10 protein-coding genes are annotated in these 13,246 nt (G+C 66.7%); 6 read left to right on the plus strand and 4 right to left on the minus strand.

Annotation, left to right across the window (positions count from 1 at the left end; genetic code table 11):
* Positions 1-2: 2 nt before the first annotated feature.
* From ASE85_RS14585 to ASE85_RS14595, 3 genes are read left to right on the plus strand one after another with little or no spacing between them, the layout of a single operon-like run.
* The gene (locus tag ASE85_RS14585) at positions 3-1,139 is read left to right on the plus strand and encodes a BatA domain-containing protein (RefSeq protein ID WP_056689720.1); all 1,137 of its coding nucleotides are present in this window, start codon (positions 3-5) and stop codon (positions 1,137-1,139) included.
* A complete protein-coding gene (locus ASE85_RS14590; RefSeq protein WP_056689723.1) occupies positions 1,136-3,244 on the plus strand; it encodes a hypothetical protein in 2,109 nt (702 codons plus the stop codon). Before ASE85_RS14585 ends, ASE85_RS14590 begins: the two co-directional genes overlap by 4 nt.
* Complete coding sequence (locus ASE85_RS14595) at positions 3,241-5,049, plus strand: hypothetical protein (RefSeq protein ID WP_056689726.1); 1,809 nt, start codon at positions 3,241-3,243, stop codon at positions 5,047-5,049. Before ASE85_RS14590 ends, ASE85_RS14595 begins: the two co-directional genes overlap by 4 nt.
* Here the strand turns inward: ASE85_RS14595 and ASE85_RS14600 are convergent.
* Positions 5,034-5,486 (minus strand): hypothetical protein, encoded by a 453-nt coding sequence (locus ASE85_RS14600; protein WP_056689729.1) that lies wholly within the window; start codon positions 5,484-5,486, stop codon positions 5,034-5,036. The two genes, ASE85_RS14595 and ASE85_RS14600, sit on opposite strands and share 16 nt — an antisense overlap.
* A gap of 129 nt (positions 5,487-5,615) precedes the next feature.
* Between ASE85_RS14600 and ASE85_RS14605 the strand changes: the two genes are divergently transcribed.
* From ASE85_RS14605 to ASE85_RS14615, 3 genes are all read left to right on the plus strand, one after another.
* A complete protein-coding gene (locus ASE85_RS14605) occupies positions 5,616-6,287 on the plus strand; it encodes a spermidine synthase (protein ID WP_056689732.1) in 672 nt (223 codons plus the stop codon).
* 472 nt (positions 6,288-6,759) lie between these two features.
* Complete coding sequence (locus ASE85_RS14610) at positions 6,760-7,212, plus strand: hypothetical protein (protein ID WP_156358358.1); 453 nt, start codon at positions 6,760-6,762, stop codon at positions 7,210-7,212.
* 74 nt (positions 7,213-7,286) lie between these two features.
* A complete protein-coding gene (locus ASE85_RS14615; RefSeq protein WP_056689738.1) occupies positions 7,287-7,574 on the plus strand; it encodes a hypothetical protein in 288 nt (95 codons plus the stop codon).
* Positions 7,575-7,641: 67 nt separating this feature from the next.
* On the opposite strand, the gene ASE85_RS14620 is transcribed toward ASE85_RS14615, so the two are convergent.
* From ASE85_RS14620 to ASE85_RS23990, 3 genes are read right to left on the minus strand one after another with little or no spacing between them, the layout of a single operon-like run.
* A complete protein-coding gene (locus ASE85_RS14620) occupies positions 7,642-10,824 on the minus strand; it encodes an error-prone DNA polymerase (protein WP_056689741.1) in 3,183 nt (1,060 codons plus the stop codon).
* Positions 10,821-12,392 carry a Y-family DNA polymerase gene (locus ASE85_RS14625; protein ID WP_235523549.1) on the minus strand — a complete coding sequence of 524 codons (1,572 nt, stop codon included), beginning with the start codon at positions 12,390-12,392 and terminating at the stop codon, positions 10,821-10,823. Before ASE85_RS14625 ends, ASE85_RS14620 begins: the two co-directional genes overlap by 4 nt.
* Positions 12,304-13,068, minus strand: coding sequence for an ImuA family protein (locus ASE85_RS23990; protein ID WP_056689744.1), 765 nt, complete (start codon positions 13,066-13,068; stop codon positions 12,304-12,306). Before ASE85_RS23990 ends, ASE85_RS14625 begins: the two co-directional genes overlap by 89 nt.
* Positions 13,069-13,246 lie beyond the last annotated feature (178 nt).

Below are 13,246 nucleotides of genomic sequence, written 5' to 3' on the forward strand. Positions count from 1 at the left end.
ACATGGGCCTGCTCTTTCCGGCAGCGCTGGCCGCACTGGCGGCGCTCATCGTGCCGCTCATCCTCCATATCGCGCGCAAGAGCGAGCAACTGCCGACCGACTTTGCCGCGCTGCGCTGGCTGCTGTCGCGGCCCAAGCCGCGATCGCGCCTGCGTTTCGATGAATGGCCGCTGCTGCTGCTCCGCCTGGCGCTGCTGGCGCTGGCTGCCCTGTGGCTGGCGCAGCCGGTGCTGTTCGGGACCGGCAACGATCGTCCCTATGTCGCGGTGATACCGGGTGCGCAGGTCGCCCGCGCGACGTTCATTGACGCCCGCCTCCACTGGCTCGCGCCGGGTTTCCCCAACATCGACACCGCCCAGCCGACCGGCCCGCTGCCCGTCGCCAGCCTGATCCGCCAGTTGGACGCCGAACTCCCAGCGAAAACCCCGCTCACCATCGTCACGCCAACCGTCCTCGAAGGCGCCGATGCTGATCGCCTGCGCCTGTCGCGGACAGTGGCATGGCGCATCACCGGCGGCGCCATGGCCTCAGCCGACAAGGCAGGGCCGCCGCCCATCCTGTCCGTCCGCCATGATGCGGATCATCGCGCTGCTTCGCGCTATATCGACGCGGCGGTCCTCGCCTGGCAGCCCGCCAAAAGAGACAGCGAGTTGGACAGTCGATCGACGGATGCGCCCCTTCCCGACAAAGGGCATATCCTCGTCTGGCTGGCGGGCGGCACCCTGTTGGACAGCGTTGTCGACCGGGTGCGGCAAGGCGGCACGGCGGTCGTCGCCAGCGATGCCAGGTTGCCAACCGATCAACCGATGATCCCGGTCTGGCGCGACGGGCAAGGACAGACGCTGGCCGAAGCGATCCCGTTGGGCAAAGGCCGCCTCATCCGTTTCACCCGGCCGCTGGTTCCCGCGCAGATGCCCGTGCTGCTGGAAGCGGAGTTCCCGGCACAGTTGCGCGCTCTGCTGAATCCGGTTGTCGCGCCGACCCGCGTTGCCGCCATCGACTATGCCCCGCTGGCCGGAGGCCGCACCTATGCGCAGCCGCCACAACCTCTGCGCCCATGGATCGCGATCCTGATCGCCTTGTTGCTGGTGGCCGAACGCTGGCTGGCGACCAGCCTTCGCCGGAGCCTCGCTCCATGAACGCCGGCATGCTGTTCACCCACTGGATCGCGCCAGCCCGAAACCGCCGCAGCGCTAATACGCTGGCACTGGCGCTGCCGCTGGCCATGGCCATGGCTGCGATCGGCTGGCGGGTGGCCGGACCGATCGCAGCGATCGCGATCACAACTGTCTCACTCGCTGTCGCTTTGGCGGTCGCGCGCCGGCAAGCGGCACGGTTCGATCGGCACTGGCTGGTCCGCACCCTCGACGCCAACCGTCCCGAACTGGAGGATAGCAGCGCCCTCCTTTTCACCGACGATGCGCCACTCTCCCCGCTCCAGTCGCTTCAGCGCGGCCGTATCGCAGCCCGTCTCGATCAAGGTGCGCCGCAGGATCTGATCTCTGGATGGTCAACGCGGACGCTGCTGGGCCTCAGCCTGCTCGCCGCCATCGTCATCACCGCCGCGCTGCTCTGGCCCCGCGCCGGTGAAGGGCCGCCCACACTGACGCCCAGCAGCGAAGGCCTGCCCGCCCGCCCCGGCATCCCCCGCCTCGTCGCGCAAAATCTGCGCATCATTCCCCCGGCCTATACCGGCCTGCTGGTGCGTGATTCCGCGTCGCTCGATGCCCGCGTGCCACAGGGATCGCGACTGGAATGGACGCTACGTTTCGATCCGCAGGCCAGCGCACCCAGGCTGCTGATGCTGGCCGGCGAGCCGATGGCGCTGCATCCCGACGGCGCCAACTGGATCGCCAGCCGAAGCACCGACGCTGCCTTCCTCTACCGCGTCGACCCCGCATCCGGGCGCGGGGCAACCCCGCCGCTTCATCGCATCGACGCCATCGCCGACGCTCCGCCGCAGGTGAAGGCGCTGAGCGACAGTCTGACGATGGTCAAATCCGGCCAGCGCAACTGGTCGCCGGCCTTTGCCGCCACCGACGATTATGGCGTCGCCGCCAGCGCCCGGCTACGTGTCACGCTGGCGATCGGCGAGGGCGAGAATGTGACCTTTTCCGAACGCGAAATCCCCGTCAGCGGCAGCGGTCCGGTGCGCGATCGCCGCTTCGCGCCTCGGCTCGACTTCTCGACCTTCGGCTTTGTGGCGGGGGGCGACATGGTGGTGCAGCTCATCGTCCGCGACAATCGCAGCCCGTCACCGCAGGAAGTGCGCGGTCCCAGCCTGATCCTGCGCTGGCCATCCCCCAAAGCCCCCGAAAGCAGCGGCCTGACCGGCATGGTCAACACCACCCTGCCCGCCTATTTCCGCAGCCAGCGCCAGATCATCATCGACATCGAAAAGCTGCTCAAGGACAAGCGCAGCCTCACACCCGACCGCTACCTGTCCCGCTCCGCCTCGATCGGCGGCGACCAGCAGATATTGCGCGTCCGCTACAGCCAGTTCCTGGGCGGCGAGAATGAGGGGGCGCCCGAATTGCCTACCGCAGATGGCGAAGCGCATAGCGATGGCGACGGCCATGATCATGGTCCGCCGGTCGCCAGGCAGAATGTCTTTGGCGAAAAGGAAGATGTGCTGGCGGAATTCGGCCATCCCCATGACGAAAGCCCGGCCTCCAGCCTCGATCCCGAAACCCGCGCGATCCTGAAACAGGCGGTCGATGAAATGTGGCAGTCCGAGCGTGAACTCAAGACCGGTCATCCCGACGCCGCTTTGCCCTATGCGTACAAGGCGCTGCGCTTCATCAAGGAAGTGCAGCAGGCGACCCGCATCTTCCTGTCGCGGGTCGGGCCGGAACTGCCGCCGATCGACGCCAGCCGCCGCATGACCGGCAAGCGCGAGGGGCTGGGAAGCCGGGTTTTGCCAGTTGCGCCGATCGAAGGCGATGACGGGCCGGCCGCCGCCGCGTGGCGCGCGCTGGGGGACGGGCCGGGTGCGATCCGCGGGCCGATTGCGCTGGGTGCGCTGGAAGGCTGGACGCGGGCCAATGCCACACGCCTGCCCGACGCCCTGGCCCTGAACGGCGCGATCGACACCGTGCGCAGCGATCCGGCTTGCCTGCCGTGTCGGGCCAAGTTGCGGGCGTTGTTGTGGACGGCGATGGAGCGGACCGCCCGTCCGGCACGACGGCGGCCGGCCGATGCCGCTGGTGCGCGTTATCTGGACGCGATCGGCGGTGCGCCGTGACCATCGCCATCGCGGTCGCCCTGATTCTGGGCCTTGCCACATTGTTGGGCTGGCTCCGGCTGGGACTATGGCATCGGGCTGCGCACGCTACCGGACAGGCCTCGCCGGGGCGGACGGCTGCGCTGGCGCTGCTCCAGCCAGTGTGCGCCGGCTTGCTCTATCTCGCCCTATTCTCCCCCTTGGCCGTGGGGGGTTCGAGCAGCCTGCGGATCGCGACAGCCGGCACGGCTCGGCTGACCGGGGCGCAATCGGGCGCGCCGCTCATCCTGCTGCCCGAAGCGCCCAATATCGGCGGTGGCGAGGCCGTACCGGACCTGGCCACAGCGCTGCGCCGCCATCCCGGCGTGACGATGATCAAGGTTCTGGGCGATGGCCTGACCCCGCGCGATCTGGATGCGGCGCGGAAGCTGGCAATTGCTTTTGAAGCGCCGCCCTTGCGGCCGGGGATCATGGACATCGCGCGCCCTGCCTCGGTCGCACCGGGCGGACGTTTCGTGGTGGGCGCTACGCTCAACGGCTGGTCGGGCGCAACGGTGGATCTGCTCGATCCGGCCGGGCGCGTGACCGACAGCGGCACGGCGGACAAGGACGGCCATGTCCAACTGGCCGGCACCGCGCGCGCAGCCGGTGCTGTCCTTTTCAGCCTGCGGGCAAGATCGGGCCGGCAGGTCGTGGCGCAGGCGGATGTTCCGGTCTGGATCGCCGAAAGCGCGCGCCCGCGCCTGCTGATCCTGGCGGGTGCGCCGGGGCCGGAGGTCAAATATCTGCGCCGCTGGGCCATTGATGCCGGATATGACGTCACGACGCAGATGCGTGCGGGCGGCGGGATCGCGCTGGGCGATGCACCGGTGTCTCTGGACGCGGGCAGTTTGCGCCGCTTCGATGTCGCGATCGTGGACGAGCGTAGCTGGCCCGCCGCGCGGGGGTCGCTGCTGGCCGCCGTGCGGGGTGGCATGGGGCTGGTGCTGCGCGCCGGCGGGGCGATGGACGGCGCGACCCGGTCGCAATGGCAGGCGCTGGGTTTCAGCCTGAGCGGCCCCGGTGGTATCGCGCCGCTGGCCCTGCCCAAGGCGCCGGACCCTGCGATCGCCCGGACCCGCCATGGCATCGGCAGCGTCGATGCGCCGGTGGACATGGCGCTGCCCGAAGAACTGGTGCCCGACATCAGCCGGATCGGCCTGGCGCCCGGCGGGGACAATGGCGTGCCGCTGTTGCAGGATGCCGGCGGCACCAGCCTGGCGGCGTGGCGCGCGGTTGGTGCGGGGCGGGTCGCCCTGTTCACCGCGATCGACAGCTATGGCCTGACGCTGACGGGGCGCGGCGATCTGTATGGCGACTGGTGGAGCCGCTTGCTGGGCACGGTTGCGCGGCCGGCGCCGGGCAGTGTGATGGTGACTGACACGGTCTGGGCCGGTGAGCGGATGACGTTGTGCGGCCTGACCGGTGAAGGCCGGGTCGAGGGGCCGGATGGCGGGGTGGCACGCATGCTGCCGGTCGCCGGCTGCGGCGCTTTCTGGCCAGCGAAGCCGGGCTGGCGTAGCGTGCGGACGCAGGGGGAAGTACGCCCCTTCTACGTCCAGCCGCAAGACGCATTGCCGGTGATGCGCGCCGCGCGTGACCAAAGGGCCATGGCGATGCTGCGCCGCGAAGCGCCCACGGGCAGCGGCACCATGACGCCTGCCGCGCCCCGTGCCGACTGGCCATGGTGGCTGGCCTGGCTGGCGACGAGTGCCCTGCTGTGGTGGCTGGAGCGATCGCGGGTGGGTCGCCCCGCTCCGCCGCCCCCCACTCAATCCGCCATGTAGAAGTCGCGCAGCGCCCGCGCATCGTGCAGGGCGTTGTGCGGCACGCGGCTGTTGGCCGCCGCGCTGAAACCCGCCGCGTTGATGAGTTCGAGGCGCAGGCCGAAATCGACCCCGGCCATCCGCCCCGGTCCGGTGACCAGCAGCGCGCAGAAATGGGCCAGATCCTCCGGCCAGTCGGCGATGATGACGGGATCGCTGTCCCCCTCCAGATAGGCGGCGACATGATCGGCCGCTTCGACCCGGCCCAGTTGCAGGTCGATGGCGGGCGGCACATGACGCAGATAGGGAACGACATGCTTTTCGACCCATGGCTCGATATCGTCGGGCAGCGGCAGGGAGACGTAAAACTCCTCGTCGCCTTCATGCTCCGGGACCAGCGCCACGCTGATCAGCGTGCCGCCAAAGCCGTTGAATTCGGTGTCGAGAAAATAGCGCATGAAGGAAGAAACTGCCTGCCGTGATAGGATGATGCGATGCCCCGGTGCCTGTAGCATTTGCGTGACGGAAGCCAAGCTGCCATGCGCACCCCGCGCGACAGGCTGTGCGATAGATTGGAAGGACGTGACATGATCCCGCGGGAATATCTGGATTGCGCTCAGGTGCCGGGCGGGCAGGAACTGAAACTCTATCGGCGCGGCGCCGATCATATGATCGTGCTGGACCGCAACGAATTGATGAGCAGCCGGATGAGCGGGTCCGAAAAGCAGCTCGCGCTGATGACGATCGAACGGCTGCGCGGGCGCAAGGCGCCGCATCTGCTGATCGGCGGATATGGCATGGGCTTTACCCTGCGCGCGGCGCTGGGCGTGCTGGACAAGTCGGCGAAGGTGACGGTGGCCGAACTGGTGCCCAAGATCATCGAATGGGCGCGCGGGCCGATGGTGGACCTGATGGCCGGATGCCTGGACGATCCGCGCGTTCATCTGCTGATCGACGATGTCGTGCCGTTGATCGCGGCGGCGCAAGGCGCCTATGACGCGATCCTGCTGGACGTGGACAATGGGCCGGACGGGCTGACGGCGGCGGCCAATGACCGGCTTTATTCGCGGGCGGGGCTGCAAACGGCCAAGGCGGCGTTGAAGCCGGGCGGCATATTGGCGGTGTGGTCGGCGGGATCGGACGATGTCTTCGCCAATCGCCTGCGCAATGCCGGTTTCCTGGTGGACGAAGTGGTGGTCAAGGCGCGCGACAATGGCAAGGGGCCGCGCCATGTGATCTGGTTCGCGCAAAGGCGTTAGGTCGGGAAACGACGCGACATATTTCGACGCGACAGGCCGAAGTTCACAGTGTCGTCGGGCAAAATCGGCCAATTGCGCCGGCAAAGCGCTCGCGAAGCGCTGCCGATGCGACAGGTGCGCATCGGTTGGGTCACAGGCACGCGCCGGTGACGCGCCATTGGGGGCATGGGAGCGCGACCGGGACGCGACAGCTTTGCGCCGGTCATGCGCCGCCGATGGGACGCGATGAGGGTATGCGGGGGTCTGGATCAGGCGGGTCGGGTTCATCCATGAGGATAGATCAGAGGAAATCCTACATTGGAAGGATGTTGGAGCAGTGTTGGCAGCTAGGAAGAGTTGGATTAGGGGGACTGGCGCCAGGTTTATGTATCCTAGCGATGTTGCCACTCCCTCACCCAGCTTCGACTAAGGCAGCAAGCTGCCAAGTCTGCGCAGCCCTCTCCCTCAAGGGAGAGGAGTAAAAGATGACTGCTTGCGACCATTTTTCGCCATTCAGGCAGCGCAGAAGGCTCTCGGGTTGCAGACGGTCGGCTATGCTGCAAAACTAGGTCGCATGATTGGCAAATGGTTCAAGCGCGATAAGCGGCATCTCCCTTCACACCCGCGAATTTCTTGGCCAGAGTTACCGCAAGACGGGTTCATCGTTGGACGATCTGCGCGCGTTGGCGATGTGGACAGGGGCGAAGCAGTTTTCAGCCAGCGAACTGATGACAGTTCGGCCGAGGCTTATCCAATCGCCATACCGCAATATGCGTTCTGGAAGGACGAGGGCAGATCAGCGGTGCCCGTAATCGTGGTTCAGGCTGAGCGTCATATAGCCGAAGCTGACGGCGAGCCGATAATCGGTCTTCGCACCCTTGACGGTGAGGGCATCGTTGCGTCTTTGGGTGAAGTGGAACTCTTGGGAACAGACCTGCCCATCTGAAAACGACCATTCTCGGACATCGTCTGCACCCGATCTTACTTGCAGACATTTACTCGTATCGCCACAAAGCCAACATGATGGACATTGAGATTGAAGCCGCGACTGTCGCAAAAGGCACATGGCAATACGGGGAATCAGGCCAGATGCCGGTCCGCATCATCGGCCTCAAATTCGACTATGGTTACGCCGTAGCGGAGGCAGATCAGCAGCTTATCGAAGGTGAGCAGCCGGAACCGTTGGGCGAACAGGGTCTGCTCTATTATGCCTACTTCAGTCAGATTGACGGACCAGCTTTTCCTACTGTCATTCAGGCCAAAGGGTTTGCGCAATCCATGGTGCGGTCTGAAATCCGCTGGAATTGAAGGCTCATAAGCGGCGATCGCGGCCGAAAGCAGCCAGTCCGCAAACCACCCCAATCAGCTCTCCCCCTCAATGAAAATCCCGTGATCTCGGCAATATCCGCACGTCGCGCGGGTGTCTTCTGGGGGACGGCCGTTCCGGCTTCCCACCTTCCTGCCCATCGTTCAGCCAGTTCATCGTCTCGCTCGCGTCCGTCACGCGATCAACCATCAGGTGGACGACATTCTCCTTGCTGCGCTGGACTTCGCCGTCGATCAGCATCAGGCGGGAGGCCATCACCGCGCGGCGTTGCTTTTCCATGTCGCGCGCCCAGAGCAGCGCGTTCACGATGCCGCTTTCATCCTCCATCGTGATGAAGACCGCATTGCCCTTGCCCGGCCGCTGGCGGATCAGCACCACGCCCGCCACCCGGACCTTCGCGCCGTCCTTGGCGGCATTGACGGTGGCGCAGTCGATCGCGCCCTGCGCCGCGAAATGGGCGCGCAGGAACTGCATCGGATGGCCCTTCAGCGACAGGCGGTGGGTGGCGTAATCGACCGCCACCTCCTCCGACAGGGGCATGGCGGGCAGCGCGGCGTCGGCTTCGCGGCCCAGTTCCGGCAAGTCCTGCGCCGCGAACAGGGGGAGTTGGGCGGAGGGTATGCGGCGCGCTTCCCAACCGGCTTCGCGCCGGCTCTGGCCGATCGAGCGGAGCGCGTCGGCATCGGCCAGCAGGTGCAGCGCGCGGGACGGCAGGCCGACGCGGCGGGCCAGATCCTCCATGTCGCGGATCGGCGCCTGTGCGCGGGCGCTTGTCAGCGCCTTGGCCCATTCCTCGCGGAAACCATCCATCCGGTCGAGGCCGAGGCGCAATATCCGTTCGCCCTCCAGACTGCTGTTCCAGTCGCTCGCCTGCACGTCGATGGGCCGCACCTCCACGCCATGCTGCTGCGCGTCGCGGACCAGTTGCGCGGGGGCGTAGAAGCCCATGGGCTGGCTGTTGAGCAAAGCGCAGGTGAAGACGGCGGGATAATGGCATTTCAGCCAGGAGGAGACATAGGCGAGCCAGCCGAACGCCTGCGCATGGCTTTCGGGGAAGCCATATTCGCCGAACCCTTCAATCTGTTTGAAGCAGCGTTCGGCAAAGTCGCGTTCATAACCGCGCTTCACCATCCCTTCGATCAGGTCGGTCTGATAGTTGCTGACTTCGCCCGTCCGGCGGAAGGTCGCCATGGCGCGGCGCAACCCGTCGGCCTGCGCGGGCGAAAAACCGCCCGCTACGATCGCCAGTTTCATCGCCTGTTCCTGAAACAGGGGGACGCCCAATGTCTTGCCCAACACCGCCTGTAATTCGCCCGGATTATGCGGGGGACCGGGCAGTTCCGGCTTTTCCTCCCCGGACCTTCGCCGCAGATAGGGATGAACCATGCCCCCCTGGATCGGGCCGGGGCGCACGATCGCGACCTGAATGACGAGGTCGTACAATATTTTCGGCTTCATCCGGGGCAGCATGGCGATCTGCGCGCGGCTTTCGACCTGGAAGGTGCCGATGCTGTCGCCCTTTTGCAGCATCTGATAAGTGGCTTCGTCCTCCACCGGAACGCGGTCCAGCGTCAGGTCGCCAAGGGCGTGGCGGCGCATCAGGTCGAAGCTCTTGCGGATGGCGGTCAGCATGCCGAGCGCCAATATATCGACCTTCATCAGTTCGAGTGTGTCGAGATCATCCTTGTCCCATTCGATGAAGGTGCGGTCGGGCATGGCGGCATTGTGGATCGGCACCAGTTCGTCGAGCCGGCCTTGGCTGAGCACGAAGCCGCCGACATGCTGCGACAAATGGCGGGGATATTCGAGCAGGCGGCTCGCCATGTCGCGCAGGCGGGCGAGTTCGGGATTGGCGGGGTCGAAGCCGGCCTGCGCCAATCGGGTTTCGGGCACCTCCTGATCCCCGCTCCAACTGCCCCAGATGGTGCCGGACAGGCGCGCGGTCACATCTTCGGTCAGGCCCAGCGCCTTGCCGACTTCGCGCAGCGCGCTGCGCTGGCGATAGCGGATGACGGTCGCGGCGATGCCTGCCCGGTCGCGGCCGTAGCGGCGGTAGATATATTGCATCACCTCCTCGCGCCGCTCATGTTCGAAATCGACGTCGATATCGGGCGGCTCGCTCCGGTTTTCGGAGAGGAAGCGGGAGAAGAGCAGTTTTTCGCGCACCGGGTCGATCGGGGTGACGCCCAGCAGATAGCAGACCAGCGAATTGGCGGCCGACCCGCGCCCCTGGCACAGGATCGGCGGGTCGAGGCTGCGGGCATAGGCGACGATGTCGTGGACGGTCAGGAAATAATAGGCATATTGCTTGAGCCGGATCAGGCGAAATTCGTCATCCAAAGTTTTGCGGTAATCAGCAGGCAGGCCATCGGGAAAGCGAGTCTTCGCTTCTTTTTCCACCAGATGTTCCAGCCAGTCCTGCGGTTCCCAGCCATCCGGCACCGGCTCGTGCGGATATTCGTAGACGAGCTGGTCGAGCGTGAAAGGGATGCAGGCGAGCAGATCCTGCGTCGCGGCGATCGCCTGCGGGCAGGCGGTGAAGAGCCGCGCCATTTCATCGGGGTGCTTCAAATGCCGTTCGGCATTGGGGGCGAGACGCTTGCCGGCGGTCTGGATGGTCAACCCTTCGCGGATGCAGGTGAGGATATCCTGCATCTGGCGGTCGTCGGCTTCCGCATAGAGCGCATCGTTGGTGGCGATCAGGGGCACGTCGCTTTGCGCGGACAACGCCTTGCGCCGCGCCAGCATCCGCGCGTCGCGCCCGGATCGGCCCATCGTCGCCGCGAGCCAGAGATGTGGCGTCACCGCGCGCAATTGCGCCAGCAGCGCCGCGTCGCCGTCCATCGCGATCAGCGCCATGTCCTGTCCATGGTCGATCAGGTCGGGGAGGTTGAGGGTGCAGCCGCCCTTGATCGCGCGGCGATTGCCCAGCGTCAGCAGGCGGGTCAGCCGGCCCCAGCCGAACCGGGTGCGGGGATAGGCGACGATATCGGGCGTGCCATCGGCGAACACCAGCCGCGCGCCGACGATCAGGCGCATGCCGCCGGCCAGCGCGCCCAGATCCTTCATCGCCTGATGCGCGCGCACGACGCCGGCGACCGTATTGCGATCGGCGATGCCGATGGCGGTCATGCCCAGATGCGCGGCCTGCACCACCATCGCCTTGGGGTGGGAGGCGCCGCGCAGGAAGCTGAAATTGGTGGCGGCGACGACTTCCGCAAAACCGCTCATGCGAACAGGCCGTGCAGATACCAGCGAATGTCCGCCTCCTCGCCGAACAGGCCGTGGCGGAACATCCAGTAGCGGCGGCCGTCCTTGTCCTCGATCCGGTAATAATCCCGCGTCCGCCCTGCCCCGCCCGGCTGATGCCCGTCGCGCCGGCGCCACCATTCCGCCGCGATCCGCTCCGGCCCTTCGGCAAGGCGCACTTCATGCAGGCTGTCGCGCCAGCGAAAGCGCTGGGGCGGGCCATCTGGCACGCCGGCGATCACCGCGACCGGCTGGGGCGGATCGAACAGCAGCAGCGGCCGGGGCGGATGATCCGTGGTGGCGGGCCATGGATGAGGTTTGGCCTGTGTCGCGGGCGCGAATGCCTGCGCGCCTTCGGGGATATGGCGGTCGCGGGATTGAAGGCGGCGGACCCTGTCGGGGCCAAGGCGGATGCCGAGCCGGTCGATCAGGGCGATGATATGCGCCTCACCTGCCCTGGCCTCCTCGCCCTCCATCGCCTGTTGCCGTTCGGCCAGCGGTTCGACCAGCGGCACCGCCAGCAGCACCGCGTCGAAGCCGAAACCGGGGTCGAGCGGATCGGCCAGCGTGTCGATCCGCTCGCGCAGCAGGCGCAGTATGGCGGCGGGATCGCGCACCGGCTGGCCCGTTTCGATCGCCAGCCCCTGCCGCGCGCCATCGCTGCGCAGCAGGCGGATGGCGAAGCGCCGCCCGCCCAGCTTGCGCGCCTCCATCTGCCGCGCCGCCTGCCCCAGCAGATCCTCGATCACGTCCATCACATCCTCGGTCCGGGCGATGGGTTCGGGGAAGCGGGCTTCGGCCTGGATGGGCGCTGCGGGGCGGCGTGGTGCGATCGGGCTGGGCGCTTCGCCTAATATCTGGCGCAGCCGGGTGACGGCCTGTTCGCCGAAACGCGCGGCGATCATGCCCATGGGCCGGCGGGCAAGATCGCCGATGCTGCGCAGTCCCGCCCGGCGCAGGGCGGCCAGCGCGCCATCGTCCAGATCGAGCGCGGCGACCGGCAGGGCGCGGATGTCGCCGGTCGCCCCGGCTTCGGCACCAATGCCATGGCGCGCCAGTGCGCGCGCGGCCATGGCATTGGTGCCGAAGCCGGGGCGACTGGAATAGCCCGCCATGGATCGCGCCTGCCGCGCCAGCGCCTGCGCGCCGCCGAATAAATGGGTGCAGCCGCTGATGTCCAGGATCAGGCCATCGGGCGCGTCGAGCGCCACCATCGGGGTGAAATGGCGCATCATGTCCAGCAACCGGTCGAGTTCGCGCGCATCGGCGACCGGATCGGCCGGACATGTAGCCAGCGTCGGGCAGCGCGCCCGCGCATCGGCCAGCGTCATGCCGGCCGCCAGTCCCTGCGCGATCGCAACCCTGTCCACCGACGCCAGCCGCAACGCATTGCCGACCCGTGCCACGAGCGCGAAGGGCACTGGGGCGAGGGACACTGGGGCGAAGGGCACCGGCTCCGCGTCAGGCGACCTGTCGCTGGCCGTCGCCGCCTGCATCCGTTGGCAGGCGAGAAAAGGAAACCACAGCGCCAGGCACAGGCGATCGCTCATCCTGCTTTCCTGCGTCCCTATCCCTGAAACATCCATGTTCCGCATCCCATGACAGCAGCCAGCGTCCGCCTGCCGGTCCGCTACGACAGCGGAGCAATTCGGCCTCGATCGTCGGCAGGCCCGGCGCGTCGGCCTCCAGCGGGACCGAAGGCGCGCTGCGGATCGACCAGCGGGTCTGCGCGCCGCTCGATCGTTGTTCCGCATCGCCGCGCAGCAGGAGGATGGTGGCGCCGGAGGCTTCGGCTGCCAGCACCAGCCGGCGGCTGGCGGTCAGATCATAATCGGCAAAGCGCCCCTCGCTTTCCATCAACACCATAGAAATGCCAGGACAGCGCGCCGCCTCCAGCCCCGCGCGCAGCATCTCCACCTCGCTGCCCGCTTCGATGAGGATCAACCGGTTGGGATCGATCCCCAGCAGGGCCAGCCCATCGCCACAGAAGAGCGTCGGCAAGCGCTGCCGCCGCGCCGCGCGCAAGGCAAAGATCGCTCCTGCAACTGCGCCTGTCCCCTGCGCAACAGACTGCGACAAGGCGAAGGCCAATGCCGCCGCCCGGTCCGGCACGGTGCAGTGGATTTCATGCAGATGCCCCCGCGCAATCGCCGGAAAGGACGTGTCTGCTGCTGGCGCCTGCCGTCCTGCCGGACGCATGGCGTTGATGGGAACGCTGCCTGCCATATCTCGAATCGCTCACTATGTTCGCTTTATGTTCTCATTTTCGATTGGCGTCCACTCTGGAATTTCGGGTCGAGGCAGGCGGTTGAATGGGAACCGAAACATATCCAAGTCTGCAACTTTTCGTCATATGATGAAATTTGCGCAATATTACGCAATGCACAGTAATCTTGCGAAATTC

Source organism: Sphingobium sp. Leaf26 (genome assembly GCF_001421665.1).
Lineage (GTDB): Bacteria > Pseudomonadota > Alphaproteobacteria > Sphingomonadales > Sphingomonadaceae > Sphingobium.

Bases quoted from the DNA above. Each gene is read 5' to 3' on its own strand.
- ASE85_RS23990 (WP_056689744.1), bottom strand. From the start codon at position 13,068: ATGGCAGGCAGCGTTCCCATCAACGCCATGCGTCCGGCAGGACGGCAG.
- ASE85_RS14615 (WP_056689738.1), top strand. From the start codon at position 7,287: ATGATGGACATTGAGATTGAAGCCGCGACTGTCGCAAAAGGCACATGG.
- ASE85_RS14625 (WP_235523549.1), bottom strand. From the start codon at position 12,392: ATGAGCGATCGCCTGTGCCTGGCGCTGTGGTTTCCTTTTCTCGCCTGC.
- ASE85_RS14605 (WP_056689732.1), top strand. From the start codon at position 5,616: ATGATCCCGCGGGAATATCTGGATTGCGCTCAGGTGCCGGGCGGGCAG.
- ASE85_RS14620 (WP_056689741.1), bottom strand. From the start codon at position 10,824: ATGAGCGGTTTTGCGGAAGTCGTCGCCGCCACCAATTTCAGCTTCCTG.
- ASE85_RS14600 (WP_056689729.1), bottom strand. From the start codon at position 5,486: ATGCGCTATTTTCTCGACACCGAATTCAACGGCTTTGGCGGCACGCTG.
- ASE85_RS14585 (WP_056689720.1), top strand. From the start codon at position 3: ATGGGCCTGCTCTTTCCGGCAGCGCTGGCCGCACTGGCGGCGCTCATC.
- ASE85_RS14590 (WP_056689723.1), top strand. From the start codon at position 1,136: ATGAACGCCGGCATGCTGTTCACCCACTGGATCGCGCCAGCCCGAAAC.